Genomic DNA, 16,854 nt, shown 5'->3' on the forward strand with positions numbered 1-16,854 from the left:
CAATAAGAAAAATCGGCTCAAAACCGAAATCAGTGCTTGACTATAAGTGAGGGTGATGGGAAACGCTGCGGGTCAGAGGGTTCTTCCGATCGCCATTAAAGCCTGATTCCTTTATTTTATTGAGTTTTGAGGTAGGAATCATGCTTTAAAAGCGACCACTGCCGTTTCTCAAGAATCCCTCTGACCCTTCGCTACTCTCATCTTTGCCGTCAAGAACTGATTTTGATGTAGAACCGAAAAATCAATAAAAAACTTGCCGTTATAGACAGCACGGAGAACCGTACCATAACAGACAGGGGGTAAAGATTATTGAAAAGTACGGTAATGACAAAGAACGTTTTCTAAAAGACATAGTGAATTCTCTAAACTGTGCATTGCCTTTTCCTCTTGCCTTCTTTCAGGCGGAGTCGCGCAGCATCCGAGGCGCAAAATCAATAGTCCGGTGCGGCGTACTTTGCGTCCGGCTCGAATGCAGCCCCATTGGACAGGTCCAGCTCAACATGGGTAGTTCCGCGAAAGTCGGTCAGCACGAGCATACGCGAGCCAACAACGGGAACACGGTCGGCGCTGGTGCGCATGTGCGCTGAGACGACAAGAGGAGCATCATTGACGATATAGCTTACCTCGACTGTAAATATCGGGAGATTGAAGAGCCAGCGGTTAGTGAAGTTAACGGCGGTCAACGTCCCAGTGAACAACGAACCCTCCAAGCGGAGGCGTTCGATGTCCGCCTGACGTCGCAGAGCGTGGGCGATTGAGCCGGGCAACTGCAGGAGCACGATAGCTGCCAAGAGGGCGAAGACAGCTCCGACAATGGCGCCGAGCTCTGGCGGGATCGTCGGCGACGTCGCTATGGCCTCGAGATCGAAGGGGCGTGACGGATCGTTTGTCAGCGTCCAGAGCAGGAGGACTCCCGCGCTTGTGGCCAGTCCTCCTGCGATCGCTAGTGTCGCTGACAGGCCGGCGACCCTGGTCTGCCCGAACTGCTCGACCGCTTGCGAGTACACTCCGCTGGTCGCACCGATCACGACAAACAGCAGCACCAAGGCGACGCCCACCGTAACCGGATGACCGAGGAATAGGCTAATCGCCGGTGTCGGCGCCAGGCCGAGCAGTGCTCCGAAAGGCACTGAGCCTGTCAGTGCCCACAGTGCAGCTGATATGAGCAGCCACGGCAGCAATGGAGCCACACGTCCGACGTGACGTCCCGGCCGGAGCATAGTCATCCTTCCGTTCCTGTCCATGGTGGAGAACAACGGCATCGGCTCAAATTGTTCTTGCTGCCCGTGCTTCTGTTGACCCTCCGTAGTATTCCTCATTGGCATGGCCCTCCCGAGGAAATTCCTTCAATCGTATATATTGGATAAGGGCAAGGTGAATAGTTATGAGCGCAAACAGATTCTAGGTGCCGAACTAAAAAGTTTAAACTTTTATTATCTTTATATTTAGCCATACACACCTTCACCTCCAAAATTCCTTATCTGTATTTTATCACCTATACGTTGTCTACTGTAATACCTAAGTCGAAACAAGGAGCAGATTAACAGTGATATCTGATTCTTTTGGATTTTCGCCGATAGGCCTATTAGGCTGAACTGGATCACTCGCCATGATTATGAGATTACAGAATGAGAACTGAATTAAACAAGTTCTTTTTAAGTCTTTCCGGGCCATTGCTGTCTCTGGAGGCTGTTAAAAGAAAACGAAAAAAGGATGGCGGCATGCCATCCCTTTTTTCCATCAGTTTAGTTCATTCAGTTTAGTTCATTTTAAGAATCGGCTTAATGACTTCGCCCGATTTCGATGCCGCGAACGCATCATTGATCTGGTCGAAATCGAAATATTTCACTAACTTATCGAATGGAAATTGTCCGTTCTTATAATACGAAATGAGCTTTGGAATGAATGTATGTGGGACTGAGTCGCCTTCCGTAACGCCCATGATTTTACGCCCGAATCCCGTAATCTCCATGAATGGAACTTCGATATTTGCCATTGCCGCCAAGCTAACCATTTCGCCCAATTGCGCCAAGGAGCGAACCGCTTGGAGGACGACAGGAGGTACACCGGTTGTTTCTACCGCATAATTAACACCTACGCCCGTAATACGCATCAATTCCTTCTGCGCATCCGTTTCTTTGCCGTTAATGACATGTGTAGCGCCCAACTCTTGCGCCAGCTTCAAACGTTGTTCATGTACATCGACGACGATTATTTTCTCGCAGCCTGCGATCTTAGCAGCCATAACGGCGCTTAATCCCACGCCTCCCGCGCCGAACACTGCAAGACTTGAGCCGAATGCCGGTTTGAGCACGTTCAATACGGAGCCTGCCCCTGTTTGAATACCGCAGCCTAATGGGCCGAGCAAGGCTAATTCGACCTCCTTATCTACCTTCACTACATTGCGTTCATGTACGATCGCGAACGTACCGAATGAGGATTGGCCGAAGAAGTTTGAAATCTCGACGCCGTGGTGATGCAAGCGGGAGGAACCGTCCTCCATTTTTCCACCCATATTTAGTGGCATGAACTTGTAGCAATAAGCCGGGTGGCCTTCCTTGCAATTTTTGCATTCGCCGCAGGAAGCGAATGACATGACGACATGATCACCTTTTGCAACGGTATTCACATTTTCTCCTACCGCTTCCACGATGCCGGAGCCTTCATGGCCCAGAACGGCAGGAAACGGCGTCATGCCTGTATCGCGAACGGTTGCATCTGTATGACATACGCCCGAAGCTACAATTTTAATAAGTACTTCATTGGCTTTCGGCGCTGCTAATTCGATGTCTTCGAGTTCGAACGGTGAACCGATTTCTTTCGTTAGTGCGGCTTTGATCTTCATATAGTTGAAACCCCTTTCAGCTGGTGTATTTCAATTATAAGAAGGTTGACCGCACCTATACAGTTAGAGAAAAGTATAAATTACCCCTATACAAAAGTATAAAATTGAATACCCAACTATACTTTAGTATAATTTATGTACAAGAAGAGAGGGGGAACGAACATGGTTGGAAGCTTAGATGAGGAAATCTTGCGTATTCGATTGATCGATTCCGCCAACGAAAAGCTGTCCGAACTGTTAAAAGCCTTCCATCATCACTTTCCTTGCCAGTTGGTTCACCTGTTTCGGTATTCGATATTTGATCAGCGAATCGATGGGATCTTCTCCTGCGATCAGGGCATGATCAAAGCGATTCCGCAATGGCATGATGATGCTCGTACGATTCCGTTTCTTTATGATGCGCTTCAGTTGAAGAAAGTCGTTCATCTGGAAGGGGAATCCTTTCAAATCCGATTGTCATCCAAATATACGCTGAACGAGCCTGTCGAAAATATGATCGTATTGCCGATAATCGTCAACGATGTCATCGTTGCCTTTATTTGCGCGATCAATACGAACTTTGAATTCAATAACGAGATGAGCCGCTATCTCCAAGGATTCGGCGAGCAGATGAAGCAATTACTGCACGTGGAGCAAGTGCCGTCTGCTTCGAGGGCCGTTACGTTGAGCGAGAAGGAATTGCGCGTCATGCAGTACACGGCGAACGGGTTTACGACGAAGGAAATTGCTTCGTTTCTTAACATTGCCGAATCTACGGTCAAGTATTTTATCAATAACGTAATGACAAAGACATCCAGCCGCAATCGAACGGAAGCCGTTGCAAACCTGTATCGCGCGAGTCTCTTAATATAAAATGGAGCGGGTAATTGCCGTATACTCGAATGGTAAGAAAGGGGCTGTACCAGCCGTACGCCCGCGCTCTGTAAGACTTGCTTTCCCGTTTGCAAAAGTATGGAGCGGACTTGCTGTTGAGATAGCCTCTATTCCGTTCCCGGCATTTCCTGGCGTCGAACTTCACCTCGTTCCTCTCGGGTATGGTGCCTCATTCGGCGCCAATATAAGCATTCAAAAAGACTGGAATCCATGAGGGATTCCAGTCTTTTATGTTTAAATAACAACTTTAGTTGTCTTGATTGCGAAGTTAATAGAATGGTAGGTTTACCATATTACAAGTAACGGCGAAAATTTTTGCGGCATACTACTTTAGTAGGACTACAATCTCCTATAGTTGGCATTAAAATGTCTTGATAGAGTCGAAGACAATCCATAAAAATGATTCATAAAAGAAGGATGTGGGATACTCAATAAAGTTTAATTTACATTAAAATGAAAAGGAGATCTATGAAAAGATGCGTAAGTTTATAGTAGTAATAACCACAATTTCACTATTAATTTGTTTATTGCCCTTTAATGAGAATAAGGTTTTTGCAAATAGTGTAGAGGATGGTTTTATATATGGAGACAATATAACAGGCGTGGTACCAGAACAATACTACTCAGGTGGGGTAACTATTTTTGGAGATTCAAACCCTAGTAGAAAAGATTTGGTTATTCCAGCTACGCTAGGTGGAAAGCCTGTCACTACAATATGGATGGATTCATTTAGAAATAAACAACTGACCTCTATCGACATGTCAAATAATGTGAAATTAATATCTTACGGAGCATTTCAGAATAATCAACTGTCATCGGTAACTCTCTCCGATCAACTTGAATGGATTGGATATTATGCTTTCAGTAATAATAATTTGTCTAGTATAACGATACCAAGCAGTGTGAAGGAAATAGGGGAAAATGCGTTTATTGGAAATAACTTAAAAACGATAATGATTTTTGGTTCTGATACATTACTACTGCTAAATTCTATACCTAATGGCACTAAGATATTAGGCGTTATTCCATCAAAGGCTAAGGATTACGCTGATAGTAATGGATTTGTATTCGAAGAGATAGGGAATAAAATCATATATGATGGGAATGGACAAACGAGTGGCGGAGTCTCAGAGGATTACACAGGAAAGTCTACTAATACATTTATTGTAAAAAATCAAGAATCATTAAAGAAAATAGGTTTTACGTTTATGGGATGGAATACGGAACAAGATGGTAGCGGTACGGATTATAGTGTAGGTGCAGTAAAAACAATCTCTGGAGATTTAATTCTCTATGCCAAGTGGAAAATAGAGCAATATGAAGTGACGTTTAACACCAATGGAGGAAGTACGCTCCCATCCGAGATGGTCGACTACAACACAAAGGCGACAGAACCGTCCGCTCCAAGCAAACAGGGTTATACATTTGATGGTTGGTATAAAGAGCCCGCACTGACAAATCGGTGGGATTTCACGAATGATGTAGTCAATCAACCGACAACATTGTATGCCAAGTGGCAGGCAGTGAAGTATGAAGTGACGTATAACACCAATGGAGGAAGCACAATCTCATCCGAGATGGTCGATTACAACACAAAGGCAACAGAACCGACCGCCCCCACCAAACAGGGTTACACATTTGATGGTTGGTATAAAGAGGCTGCGCTGACGAATCGGTGGGATTTCACGAATGATGTAGTCAATCAGCCGATGACATTGTATGCCAAGTGGAAAATAGAGCAGTACGAAGTGACGTATAACACCAATGGAGGAAGTACGCTCTCATCCGAGCTGGTCGATTACAACACAAAGGCAACAGAACCGTCCGCCCCAAGCAAACAGGGTTACACATTTGATGGCTGGTATAAAGAGGCCGTATTGACGAATCGGTGGGATTTCAATATAGATACGATAACGGAGAACACGACACTTTATGCGAAGTGGGCTGTAAAAAGTAGTGGAGGAGGCTCATCGCCCCAAAATGCACGGGTGTATTTTGAGTCGAATGGCGGGGAGCTTTTAGGTAATCTATCGGTAGCATATAATACAAAGCTGTCAGAGTTACCGATTCCTCTGAAGAATGGATTTACTTTTGGCGGGTGGTATAAAGAGGCTGATTTGATCAATCTGTGGGATTTGACAACGGATCGTGTGACAAAAGATACGAAGCTGTATGCGAAATGGATTGCAAACACAACCCCTGAACCAGAAGAATCGAGACCAGAGCAGCCGAGTATGACCTTTAATGATATTAGCAATCATTGGGCAAAAGAAATGATAGGGGTGCTAGCTGGTCAAGGGATTATTACAGGATATCCAGACGGTTCATTTCATCCGAATGAATTCATTCAACGCCAGCATGTGGCGCTGTTATTCTATCGTGCCTTTGAATTTGAACCAACACGACAGGCCGCTGCTTTTTTAGATGTAGATCCAAACCATTCGTACTATGAAGCCATTATGACATTGCAACAAGCAGGAATTGTCGATGGTTCAAGCGGAAAATTTAATCCAACTGCTTTCCTGACTCGCGCACAGATGGCTAAATTTGTGGCGCTCGCTCTTAAGCTAGAGCCAGGTGGAGCAAGTGCTTTCCAGGATGTGCCTGCAGCCCATTGGAGTTATGCTTATATCGCTGCATTAGCGGAAAACGGGATTGTGCAGGGTGATAGTGGGAAATTCAGGCCGGATGAACCGGTGACGCGAGCAGAGATTGTCGCCATGTTGTACAGAGCGTTGAAATTGAAATAGGAGAATGGCTTCCAATTCTTTTCGCTCTATAGATGTTAGGTGGCAGGATGGTACTGCCAGAACGGTCAAGAGGGCGCTTCTATGTAATCCCCGTTTCTGACTCATGTGGTAAAAGGCACCCAATCGGGTGCCTTTAGATTTGTTAAGGTCAATTAAGATACTGGCTTCGAACCCATACTAACGAGCACACGCGCGACTGCGTTAATAGTCGCATGCACATCGGAGTCTGACGTGCGCCAGTTAACAACGCTGATTCGCATTGCACGACGTCCTTTCCAAACTGTGCCGCTAAAAAATGCTGTTCCTTCCGCATTGATAGCGGCAATCACAGAAGCGGTGTGTGCGTCGTGATCCTCCTCAGATGCATGGGGCTTTGGGGAAAGGAACCTAACCAGCCCTTGGTTCAGCGTGGGTGCGAAAACCAGTTCGGCACCATGCAACGCGGCGATACCGTTTGCAAGCGCTGTGGCATGGGCGCAACTCCGATCAATGAGATCGGCCACGCCATGTCTGCCAAGCTCGCGAAACGCGGCATAAACCGCAAAGCCTCGTGCGCGCCGCGTCCAATCAGGCGTCCAGTCTATTTGATCACGTGTTGTCGCATCATGGGTCAGGTAGTCTGCGCTAATCGCCATTGCCGCGCGATGTGCATTAGAGTCTGTAATAAGGGCAATTCCTAGATCCTTCGGTGTATTCAGCCACTTATGCGCATCCGTCGCCCATGAATGCGCCATTTCGACTCCTGTCAGTTTACTCCGATGTTGCCTGCTTGCACGCGCCCAAAGTCCAAACGCACCATCAATATGCACCCATGCCCCCGCTGTTCGCGCGATGGGGATGAGTTCACTAAACGGATCGATCGCGGCTACATTAAGATCGGCTGCGTCCAGAATAACAATCGTTGGGCTGTCAGAAGCACTAAGCTCTTTGGATAGCACATCTGCTGTGACACGCGCGTCTGCGTCGGTTGTCAGAGGAACCAAGGCAGCCGTTCCGATGCCGAGGAAACGTAGAGCTCGTTCGATACTCCCATGGCGCTGTTCCGATGCCAGAATACGTATTGCGGGAGCTCCGGTCAACCCGTCTTTCTCTACATCCCACCCCCTATCTCGAAGGAGAGCGTGACGTGCTGCGGCGAGGCAGGTGAAGTGCGCCATCTGACAGCCTGTCGTAAAAGCGAACGAAGCGGTACTAGGCAGATCAAGCACTTCTTTGACCCAGCTTCCGGCAACCTCTTCTACTACAGAAGCGGCCGGCCCGCAAGCATACAGGGCGGCGTTATTGTCCCATGTGGAGGTGAGCCAATCAGCTGCAAGTGCTGAAGGCAGCGCGCCGCCAATCACCCAGGCAAAAAAGCGTCCCCCTGCAGAACCTAAATGTCCTCCCTCAGTGGCAGCCACCAATTCGTCTATTACACGCTCGGCGGGAATACCATCGTTACCGAGATGAAGGCCTAAGCGACGCCGTAATGTATTTATGTCTGTAGTTGCGCTGACAGACTGCTTGTCCAGATTATTAAGGAAATCAACGGCATGAGCCTGTGTACGCTCAAGCAGAGCATGGAAATTCGATATATCGTTTTGTGTGTTATTGGTCAAAAAAAATAACCTCCATGTAATATATGAGCTAGAAACAAATTCATTTTAACACGACAACTATTTTGATATGTTGCTCATCAATTCGAACATTATTCCGTTGCAGCGTATCGTTCGTGAGCGTTCCTTTCTTCTTCCATAGAATTGTGAAGAAGAAAGGTGCTATAGTGATATGTTTATCCCTCTAGAGATGGCTCTAGGGGTATTTTTGTGTAACCAGATAGGTTGCACCTGGGATGTTCAGTGCTTCCTGACAGTCCTTTCGCATTTTTCGTCGATAGCCCCGTACACTTCCTCTCCTTCATCCATTAATAATCCGTTACGATCTTCCGCATAAAGTTACGCAGAGCATAATGTCAAGTTTTTCATCTATGAAATGTAAATATATTGAAATTTCATTAATATTTCATTAATAAAAGTCGGTTTAATACTTTTTAAAAAGAGCGTAAAAGAAGAAACGCTTTATAACATAGAAAGTGGTGAGTAAATTGCAGCATTATTTGCGAAGAAGCATGTCCATTTTTATAATCGTCACCTTACTAATTAATTCAGGGCTATTTGCACCGACTCCAGCTAAGGCGGGTTCAGCCGAAGATACCTACGTTTGGACATTAACAAGTCCAGTGGGCTTGAGAGCTATTGCATATGGAAATAACCTTTATGTAAGAGCAGCGGCGGAACATTCAGTGGGTGAAAAGGTTCCGCAAAGCGCTGCGTCCCTTTGTTAAAGGGGATTACGTGAACTTTCCCGATTTGCAGATTAAAAATTGGCCCAAGGCTTATTATGGAGTGAACTTCGGAAGGTTGAAGCAGGTGAAACGAAAGTACGACCCTCATAATGTATTTCGTTTTCCTCAAAGCATTCCGGTGGGGAAAAAGGTCTGAGAATGAGCCGTATGTTTTTGAACCAAGCACTGATTTCGGTTTTGTAGCCTGGTTAATGGACAGTAGTGACCGTTAGCGTCGATTATTCGAAGTTTCGGCTCGCTTATGGACATTATTGTCCCTAAGAAAGGGATACGGGCGGAGAATAGCGTGAAATCATCTTCTAACGGTCACTAGTGTCCTTAAAGAAAGGGAATATGCTTTGTTTTTTGCTCTGACGGTCAGAATTGACCGCTTGATTGATTCGATAACGCTGCTGTCCATTGTGAACTATTCAAACACTCCTTCCCACAAGCTTATCTTGCGGATCGATTGAGGCGGGTTGATTGCACAACCCTCTTACGGAAGGTAAAGGACACGCAGCTTTTCCCCTCCCTTCATGTCATTCACTGATTTCGGTTTGGAGCCTTTTTTTCATGTTATTACGATCTGCTTAGTTTAGAGGCACATATTTGGGCTCGGGGTATAATTTCCTCGGGCTTTTTTGGTTATGGATTCTAATGTATAGACGAGGCCCATCTCCTAAAATAAAAGGAAAAGTCAGGAGAGTGGGAAAATGAAAGATGCTTGGAATGCATTTGTAGATCTGGACAATCCGTTTGTGTCACGCTTGCCGCGTAAAGCTGGCGGGAGTCTTGAAATGTTAAAGTATGCAGTCAAGGATGTGTACGATATACAAGGATATGTTCCCAGCGCAGGCAACCCGGATTGGAAGCGGACGCATAAGGCGGCGCAAGCAAGCGCGGAATCGATCCGTCTATTATCCGGGCAAGGAGCAAGGCTGCTGGGAATGACGCATACCGATGAGCTGATGTTTGGCTTAAATGGCGAGAACGAGCATTATGGCACACCGGTCAATCCGAGGGCCAGTCAGCGCATTCCAGGAGGATCGTCCAGCGGTTCTGCCGCAGCGGTTGCCTCCGGTTTAGTAGATTTTGCAATGGGGACTGATACGGCGGGTTCTGTAAGAGTTCCTGCCAGCTACTGCGGTGTATATGGGATCAGACCAACCTACGGGCAAGTCTCCATGCAAGGAATCGTTCCATTGGCGTCCACATTTGATACCGCTGGCTGGATGGCGAACAGTCTCTCCTCCTTGCTTAAGGTTGGCGAAGTGCTGCTGCCGGAGAAAGGGCAGAGCACGGGATCATTGAATCGATTCATCTGGGCAACCGAGATGTGGGAATTGTTAGATGAAGAGGTTCGATCAAGTATTCAGCCGTTGCTTCATCGAGTACGCAGCTTTCCGGTTGTTCATTGCGAGCAATCTATATCGCCGAACGGTCTACAGGGCTGGTTAGATGCCTTTCGCCTCATTCAAGGCTTCGAAATATGGAGCGCGCATAAAGAGTGGATCGAGCAGACGAAGCCGTCCTTCGCGGCTGACGTTGCCGCGCGGTTTCTATGGGCCAGTACGATCCGCGAGGAGGATGCCCGCAACGCGCTGGCAATCAAGTGGGCTGTGAGCCACAGGCTGGCCGAGCTTCTCGGACGGGATACGGTGCTGATTGTCCCCACTGCTCCGGGGATTGCGCCGTTGAGACAGCTGAGGGGCGAGGCTGCAGAGCATCGCCGCAACAAAACCCTGCAGCTATGCTGCGTCTCGGGTCTGGCGGGTTTGCCTCAGGTTACTGTGCCCTGGATTGAGCATGAGGGGGCTCCGTTGGGTTTGTCGTTTATAGCTGGACCGGGTCAGGATCTGAATTTAATTCGACTGGTTCAGAATGTTGCGGATATCATCGGCTGTTCGCGGGAGAAGGAGGAACACAAATGAAATACGTAACTGTGCACAGCGGCGGGCGCGAGCAGCTTGGTGTTGTGACTCCGCACGGCATAGCTCTCATTGCGACGATTAATGCGGACTGCGGGACGCAATGGAGCACCGAGATGTTCGTCCTGCTTCAGGAGGGGCAATTGAAAGCTCTGACGTCGTGGCTTCAGAGTCAACCGGCCTCTTCCGTTCGCGAGTGGAAGACAATCGCATCATCGGAACTGAAATATGCGCCTTTATACCGTCATCCCAGAAAGATATGGGGGGTGGGCTTTAATTACACGTCGGATGAAGAAGAGCTGCGGCGGGTAGACCGGGAGGTAGAGCCTGTTGGCTTTATGAAGCCGGATACGAGCCTGATTGGGTATGGCGATACCATTCAAATTCCTTTGCAGTCGGAAAGGACGATAGCGGAAGCCGAGCTTGCGATTATTATTGGACAGACTTGCAAGGAGATATCCGAGGATGACGCGCTGCAATACGTAGCCGGATATGCAGCGGTGTTTGATATTGGGGCGGATGATATTCATAGCAGCAACCCCAGATATTTGACTCGCTCCAAAAGCTTTGACACCTTCTTCAGCTTTGGCCCTGAGCTGGTGACAACGGAGGAACTGGCTAATCTTGCTGATTTGACTGTCGCGACGGTAAGGAACGGAGAGGTAATCGCCAGGAAGCCTGTCGGTCTTATGCGCTATCAGCCTGCCTTTATCGTATCCTTCCATTCCCGGTTTATGACGCTGTTGCCGGGAGATGTCATTATGACTGGGACGCCGGGCTCCGTCGTTATTCGTCCGGGGGATTGCGTCGAATGCCGAATCGATGGCTTCGAGCCTCTAGTTAATATTGTGAAATAACGCAATGACCGAGTGTCCCTGATGAATAAATCTTGGGATTGATATTTGTGCAGTCAGTCCATAGTTTGCCTAGACCGTATTTATTAACATGTAATCAGGGAAGCTGATCAATTTGCCGAGAGGCCAATGAGAAGGGAATGGTTGCATATGCGTTACGAATTGCTGAAGCTAAACATGGCACATCCGGGAGATGTGAGTGAATTGGAGCATCTGCTGAAATCCGAGCAGATTCAAGCGGAGCATATTAAGGGGATTATTGCTCAGACCGAAGGAGACGGCTATTCGAGAGGTTATAGCACATTAGCTTTTCAAGTGTTATTATCCAGCTATTTGGGCTGGTCTCATGCGGAAATATTCGATCGTATTCCGATGATGATGATCGGCAAGACCGGCGGTTATATGAGTCCGCATTATACGGTTTTTCTGCGTAGCGACAGTAAATTAGGCGAGTTACTGCCGGGCAAGCGGTTTTCGTTTGGCGTGGCATCCAGCCGAGCGCTGAGGCCAGAAGAGATTGGTACAAGCATTCAAGTTGACATTGCCGCAGAGGCGGTCAGACAAGCGATTGCCGATGCGGGAATTGACTCTTTGGCGGATGTACATTGCGTAGAGATCAAGTGTCCGTGGGGAATCGGAGGGGCGCGATCGAAGGCCGCTTCAGCGCTAGGCTCTGCAGTTGCGCTGAGCGAGGTGGACCGAGAACGTATTCAAGAGGATTCTATCAATGGCGATCATAGTCTCTATTCGCTTCGGACATCTGTATCTGCGGGAGGGGAACAGAGTGCTGTAAGAGTTATTGTAATGGGGAACAGGGAAGGGGCGGACAGTTCGCTCGCGATCGGCTCCGGAATGATGAACGACGGTTTTGATCTGCCGGGACTGTATCAGGTGTTTGAATCATTGGGCATGCAGGTGCAGCCTGTGCTCGCTGGCGAGGATCAAAAGCGGATTCGGCAAGTGTTCATTAATGCCGGCGCGGATGCACTGCCCCATATCAGGGGGCAGCGACATACCATTCATTCAGATGCGCTTAGCATGCACAGCGGCATTGTAGCTAAAGCAGTAGCACACGCCGTTGTAGGCGGCGTTGTGAATGATGCGGCCATATTATGCTCTGCAGGATCTGAGCATCAAGGGCCGCAAGGGGCGAATCTGATTGCTGTAGTAGCGGAGGTGCAGCAGGCGGGGGGAGCAGGATAATGGATCAGCCTTGGATCATTAGAGGATTATCGAACGAGCATGCTCACCTGGACAAAGGAATGCTTGTACCCGGCATCGCCTATACCGATGCCCCGGCGCCTGTCCGCGGCGGTTGGACGCGGGAATGCAAGTCTCGTTTTACGAAACAAGACATTTATCAACGGGCGGAGGCCGCATTGCAGCATATGCTTCAATATGGCACCACCTATATACGGACACATGTGGATGTGGACCCTTTAGTAGGCTTGAAAGGAATCGAAGCGCTTCTGGAGTTGAAAGCCAACTATTCACAACAAGTCGTTATAGATATTACGGCATTTAATCAAGAAGGCTTTGAACGGTTTCCGGAAACGGCTGAACTTCTGAGTGAAGCGCTTAGCATGGGCAGGATGGGCTTGGGCGGCCATACGCTTACGGATTCGGACGGAGAGGCGCATATTAGCCGGTTATTCGAGCTTGCGGAGAAGAAGGATGCGCCTTGGCTGGAATTTCATACCGATGAAAGCGGAAAGCCCGAGCATTTTCTGCTGCCGGCAATCGCCAAGGAAAGCATTAATAGAGGCTGCGAAGGCAAAGTTTATGCGATTCATTGCAATTCGCTTGCCAACGTATCTGATGGCGAAGCTCAGCAAGCCATTGAGCTGGTCGTGAAATCGGGTATGCATGTTGTGGTATGTCCAACGGCTATCGCGACCCGGGCAATTACCAGAACAAAGGAGCTAATGAAGGCGGGCGTACGAATCAGTCTAGGCAGCGATAATATGAAAGACTTGTTTAATCCGCTCGGCAGCGGAAATATGTTGAATTATGCCCAACTGCTCGCGTACGTACAGCGCTTCTATGAGCCGGCTGAGCAGCAGGCGTTGTTAAATATGCTGTTGATTGAGCCGGCAGATGCAGGTTCCGCCGAGCGGCTTGGTCGATTAAATATTAAGGTTGCTTATGAAACCAACGAGGCTCATGAGCTTCTGGCTCACGCGCCTCGTCCCTCCTTCGTAAGGGACGGTTCCTCGCTCATTTCCCATTAGCCAATAGAATTTGATGAATGATTATTGCCATGCGCAGCTTAAGCAGGTCTACAGGGTCCTTGAAGGAGAGGCCAAGCAGCGCTTCACATTTATTCAGTCGATAGAAGACGGTGTTGCGGTGTAGAAATAACACGCTCGCCGTCTCTTTTACGTTGCAGTTATGCTGTAAATAGGTATCGAGGGTTTGCAGCAGCTCCAGATTTTCCTCGCTCTTGGGGTAAGCCAATTGCTTCAAAATACTGATATAAAATTCATTGAGCTTGTGGTAAGGCAGCAGCTTGATTAAATCCGGTACTTGCTGCACGCGATAGGATACGACAAAGGGCTGATTGTTTGTTTCGAGACGATGCTTAAGCGCCAGGCAAGCTTCTTGATAGGCTCGGGGGAATCGTTCCAGCTGCTCTGCCTGATTGCCGATCCCGAAGGATGCCGACCACTTATCCTTCCCTTTCTCCAGATGGGCCTGAAGCTGCAGCAGGACACGAATCCAATCTCCCTCCTGCTCGGCAGGCTGCGTGTCTGGATTAGAGGAGAGGATGATCACAACATGATCTCCCTTGGTCACTACAATAGTCTGTATTTCGGAGGCGTCAAAATAAGCCTGTATTTCATTCATGAGATGATCAAGCTGAGAGGGTCCTAATTGGAAGGTAGTCTGGCCGTCGAAGGAGTGAGATAAAGGCTTGCACACGACGATCCAATGATTTCTCCCGTTTGCCAATCCGTATTTCTCGCCCCGCTTCAAAATATCTTCGCTTGAGGTAAGCTCATTTTCCAGAAATTCACTGAAAAACTCCTCTCGAAGCCGGTTAGAGCCTTCCTGCAGCGCATCCTGTTTGATGCTTTCGTAAGCAATGACCTGGGCGGCCTGCTCGAGCGGCATCAACGGCGTTGTCAACGTTTGATCTGTATGCATGACGATGATGCAGCCTTTAAACATCCCGGAAGAGTGAATCGTATAGATGCCCAGCTTCTCTCCTTTTTCCGTTGTAAAATAAGACAGCCTGTTCTCCGGCGACACATGATTAACAAGCAATTGGAGCAGTTCGGATTGGAAGGATGCCGACATTGCCCATTGGCGGGCTGTAGCAGACCAACCTGCCATTTGGCGCTTGCTGTTCTGAATGATGATGGGATGATGAATGACTCCAGTTAAGGTCTGGGCGATATCGGACATCGTCGCTCCGTTCAGGAACAGCCTTGAGAACTTGCGATGAATTTCGAAGGTTCGTTCAAGCTCTACCTGCTTCTGGTTTAATATGATGCTCAACACCTGACTCATAATTTCCCCCAGAGAGGTGTTATTCGGCAGGGCAATAATCGGCAAGTTAAGAGCGTTGGATTGGGCGAGCAGGGAATCTGGCAGGGTGGCAATGCGGTGGTTCGCTTTGATGACAAGGCCAGAGCATTGCGCTCCATGCATTTGTTGAAGGAAGAGAAGGAAGCGATCAATATTTTCATGAATAACATGCTCTGTTGTGAAAAGAAGTTGATCTTTGCTTAGCCAGGTCGAAATGTCGTGAACCGATAGGTTCGCTTCAGTATCCGTTTTCTCCTGGGGCAGCTTCACCATGACATTAACCGAATCGATCTGACTGTCTAGTCCGCCGGTTCCTCCTGCTACAACTGCTTCTGAAAATAAGGGCAGCTCTAAAATTCTTTGAATGGTTAATGCCATTTCAATCACTCCTATGTAAGAAAATATGACTCTTCGTTCAAGGTCTCGGTTGTAACCTAACTGGGGCCTTTTTTATTGTGCATGAGTAAGTTCATTGATTCCTTTATGATTTATAGGTTTTTTGTACATATTGCTCATTATGGGAGGATCTAAATTGTGCACCGATACCATGGGATATATATGTGAAATAATATAACATAAAGGAAGAGTTAAGCAAGAGTTATTCGGTTTATGTTATAAAAAATAACACCATGGTATGGGGAGGAGAAAAAAATGAAAAGTGCATACAAGGCGGTTGCGTTTCTATTGGTGCTGACGTTGATTCTGGCAGGATGTACAAACGCGAATACAAACCAAAATAGGAACAAGGCGCAGGAGCCGCTGCAAACGACGGTGACAGCCCAAGGCGACGCGGATGTCACGGGAACAGGGGATGGCATAGACTTGCCCCCGCCGGAGCAGCAGAAGATTACGCTGAGACTGAACTGGAAGTACAAAGGCGAGTTTGCGCCGTTCTATGTGACAAAAGAGAAAGGGATCTTTGCAAAGTATGGTCTCGAAGTGGCAGTGGAAGAAGGCTCCGGGTCGGTGTCTGTACTGCAGGTGATCTCTCAGAATAAAGAGGAAATCGGAGTTACTTCCGCTGTGGAGCCTGTGCAGGGCGTGGAAATGGGAATGCCGGTCAAGATTATCGCATCGTATATGTCCAGATCTCCGATTATGATTCTTTCCTACGCTAATAATCCGGTCAAATCGCCGAAGGATCTGGAGGGCAAGTCGCTTGTTTCTTCCTCAGGCTCTACGTTCACAAGCGTATATGAGAAGTTTCTGGCATTTAACGATACGAACTACGATCAGGTGGAGCACATTATGGTCGAGACGGGAGCGAGAAATACGCTGTTTCTGAATAAAGGGGCCGATGCCGTCGCCGTATTCTCGACAAACGAGTATCCGATATTTGAGCAGACATTAGGTGAGAAGCTTGTTCCCCTCTATTTGGCTGATTACGGCTTTGATTTAACAGGCCTATCATTAATTGCGAATGACAAGTTCATGGAAGCGAATCCGAATACAGTGAAACGTTTTCTGGCTGCAGTGAACGAAGGCTTCGCCTATACGCTGGAGCATCCAGAGGAGGCGGCCCAAATTTCCAAGAAGCTGTTCCCAGAGGTGGTGGATGAAGCTATCGTCGTTGAGCAGATCAAGCGTACGGGTGAGCTTGCGCTGCGTCCGGAAGGGAAAGCGTATGGATGGATCGACGGAGATAAGCTGAGCACGATGGTAGACCGGTTACTCGAGAGCGATTTGATGGAGAAGAGGCAGTCCGTAGAGCATTATTTTACAAATGAATATTTGCCGCAGTAATGGACCA

At 47.9% G+C, this 16,854-nt stretch carries 11 protein-coding genes and 1 pseudogene; 8 read left to right on the forward strand and 4 right to left on the reverse strand.

What is annotated here, in order from left to right; genetic code table 11:
* Positions 1-431: 431 nt before the first annotated feature.
* Both ACFVTB_RS26640 and ACFVTB_RS26645 read right to left on the reverse strand, forming a co-directional pair.
* Complete coding sequence (locus ACFVTB_RS26640) at positions 432-1,319, reverse strand: hypothetical protein (protein WP_387756262.1); 888 nt, start codon at positions 1,317-1,319, stop codon at positions 432-434.
* A 440-nt stretch (positions 1,320-1,759) separates the two neighbouring features.
* Positions 1,760-2,845, reverse strand: a complete 1,086-nt coding sequence (locus tag ACFVTB_RS26645; protein ID WP_387756264.1) for an NAD(P)-dependent alcohol dehydrogenase — start codon at positions 2,843-2,845, stop codon at positions 1,760-1,762.
* A 162-nt stretch (positions 2,846-3,007) separates the two neighbouring features.
* On the opposite strand from ACFVTB_RS26645, the gene ACFVTB_RS26650 reads away from it, so the two are divergent.
* Together ACFVTB_RS26650 and ACFVTB_RS26655 are read left to right on the forward strand one after the other, a co-directional pair.
* Positions 3,008-3,697 (forward strand): LuxR C-terminal-related transcriptional regulator, encoded by a 690-nt coding sequence (locus ACFVTB_RS26650; protein WP_387756266.1) that lies wholly within the window; start codon positions 3,008-3,010, stop codon positions 3,695-3,697.
* A 497-nt stretch (positions 3,698-4,194) separates the two neighbouring features.
* Positions 4,195-6,468: an InlB B-repeat-containing protein gene (locus tag ACFVTB_RS26655; RefSeq protein ID WP_387756268.1), complete on the forward strand. Its 2,274-nt coding sequence runs from the start codon at positions 4,195-4,197 to the stop codon at positions 6,466-6,468.
* A gap of 152 nt (positions 6,469-6,620) precedes the next feature.
* Here ACFVTB_RS26655 and ACFVTB_RS26660 read toward each other — a convergent pair whose 3' ends face one another.
* Positions 6,621-8,066 carry a pyridoxal phosphate-dependent decarboxylase family protein gene (locus ACFVTB_RS26660; RefSeq protein WP_387756270.1) on the reverse strand — a complete coding sequence of 482 codons (1,446 nt, stop codon included), beginning with the start codon at positions 8,064-8,066 and terminating at the stop codon, positions 6,621-6,623.
* Positions 8,067-8,729: 663 nt separating this feature from the next.
* Here ACFVTB_RS26660 and ACFVTB_RS26665 point away from each other — a divergent pair.
* From ACFVTB_RS26665 to ACFVTB_RS26685, 5 genes and pseudogenes are all read left to right on the forward strand, one after another.
* A pseudogene (locus ACFVTB_RS26665) lies at positions 8,730-8,948 on the forward strand (BBE domain-containing protein); the annotation flags it as partial.
* Between the two features lie 556 nt (positions 8,949-9,504).
* Positions 9,505-10,722 (forward strand): amidase, encoded by a 1,218-nt coding sequence (locus tag ACFVTB_RS26670; protein WP_387756272.1) that lies wholly within the window; start codon positions 9,505-9,507, stop codon positions 10,720-10,722.
* A complete protein-coding gene (locus ACFVTB_RS26675; RefSeq protein ID WP_387756274.1) occupies positions 10,719-11,576 on the forward strand; it encodes a fumarylacetoacetate hydrolase family protein in 858 nt (285 codons plus the stop codon). The genes ACFVTB_RS26670 and ACFVTB_RS26675 overlap by 4 nt, the downstream gene beginning before the upstream one ends.
* Positions 11,577-11,723: 147 nt before the next feature.
* A complete protein-coding gene (locus ACFVTB_RS26680) occupies positions 11,724-12,776 on the forward strand; it encodes a ring-opening amidohydrolase (RefSeq protein WP_387756276.1) in 1,053 nt (350 codons plus the stop codon).
* Positions 12,776-13,804: an amidohydrolase family protein gene (locus ACFVTB_RS26685; RefSeq protein WP_387756278.1), complete on the forward strand. Its 1,029-nt coding sequence runs from the start codon at positions 12,776-12,778 to the stop codon at positions 13,802-13,804. The genes ACFVTB_RS26680 and ACFVTB_RS26685 overlap by 1 nt, the downstream gene beginning before the upstream one ends.
* On the opposite strand, the gene ACFVTB_RS26690 is transcribed toward ACFVTB_RS26685, so the two are convergent.
* Positions 13,791-15,482: a PucR family transcriptional regulator gene (locus ACFVTB_RS26690; protein ID WP_387756280.1), complete on the reverse strand. Its 1,692-nt coding sequence runs from the start codon at positions 15,480-15,482 to the stop codon at positions 13,791-13,793. The genes ACFVTB_RS26685 and ACFVTB_RS26690 overlap by 14 nt on opposite strands.
* Before the next feature lie 273 nt (positions 15,483-15,755).
* Here ACFVTB_RS26690 and ACFVTB_RS26695 point away from each other — a divergent pair, with 273 nt between their 5' ends.
* Positions 15,756-16,847 (forward strand): ABC transporter substrate-binding protein, encoded by a 1,092-nt coding sequence (locus ACFVTB_RS26695; RefSeq protein ID WP_387756282.1) that lies wholly within the window; start codon positions 15,756-15,758, stop codon positions 16,845-16,847.
* Positions 16,848-16,854 lie beyond the last annotated feature (7 nt).

It is taken from the genome of Paenibacillus sp. NPDC058071, assembly GCF_042885235.1.
Classification (GTDB): domain Bacteria; phylum Bacillota; class Bacilli; order Paenibacillales; family Paenibacillaceae; genus Pristimantibacillus.

What these genes read in the sequence shown, in the direction of transcription:
- ACFVTB_RS26655 (WP_387756268.1), top strand. Translation starts at nt 4,195, where the DNA reads ATGCGTAAGTTTATAGTAGTAATAACCACAATTTCACTATTAATTTGT.
- ACFVTB_RS26695 (WP_387756282.1), top strand. Translation starts at nt 15,756, where the DNA reads ATGAAAAGTGCATACAAGGCGGTTGCGTTTCTATTGGTGCTGACGTTG.
- ACFVTB_RS26685 (WP_387756278.1), top strand. Translation starts at nt 12,776, where the DNA reads ATGGATCAGCCTTGGATCATTAGAGGATTATCGAACGAGCATGCTCAC.
- ACFVTB_RS26645 (WP_387756264.1), bottom strand. Translation starts at nt 2,845, where the DNA reads ATGAAGATCAAAGCCGCACTAACGAAAGAAATCGGTTCACCGTTCGAA.
- ACFVTB_RS26670 (WP_387756272.1), top strand. Translation starts at nt 9,505, where the DNA reads ATGAAAGATGCTTGGAATGCATTTGTAGATCTGGACAATCCGTTTGTG.
- ACFVTB_RS26675 (WP_387756274.1), top strand. Translation starts at nt 10,719, where the DNA reads ATGAAATACGTAACTGTGCACAGCGGCGGGCGCGAGCAGCTTGGTGTT.
- ACFVTB_RS26650 (WP_387756266.1), top strand. Translation starts at nt 3,008, where the DNA reads ATGGTTGGAAGCTTAGATGAGGAAATCTTGCGTATTCGATTGATCGAT.
- ACFVTB_RS26690 (WP_387756280.1), bottom strand. Translation starts at nt 15,482, where the DNA reads ATGGCATTAACCATTCAAAGAATTTTAGAGCTGCCCTTATTTTCAGAA.
- ACFVTB_RS26640 (WP_387756262.1), bottom strand. Translation starts at nt 1,319, where the DNA reads ATGAGGAATACTACGGAGGGTCAACAGAAGCACGGGCAGCAAGAACAA.
- ACFVTB_RS26680 (WP_387756276.1), top strand. Translation starts at nt 11,724, where the DNA reads ATGCGTTACGAATTGCTGAAGCTAAACATGGCACATCCGGGAGATGTG.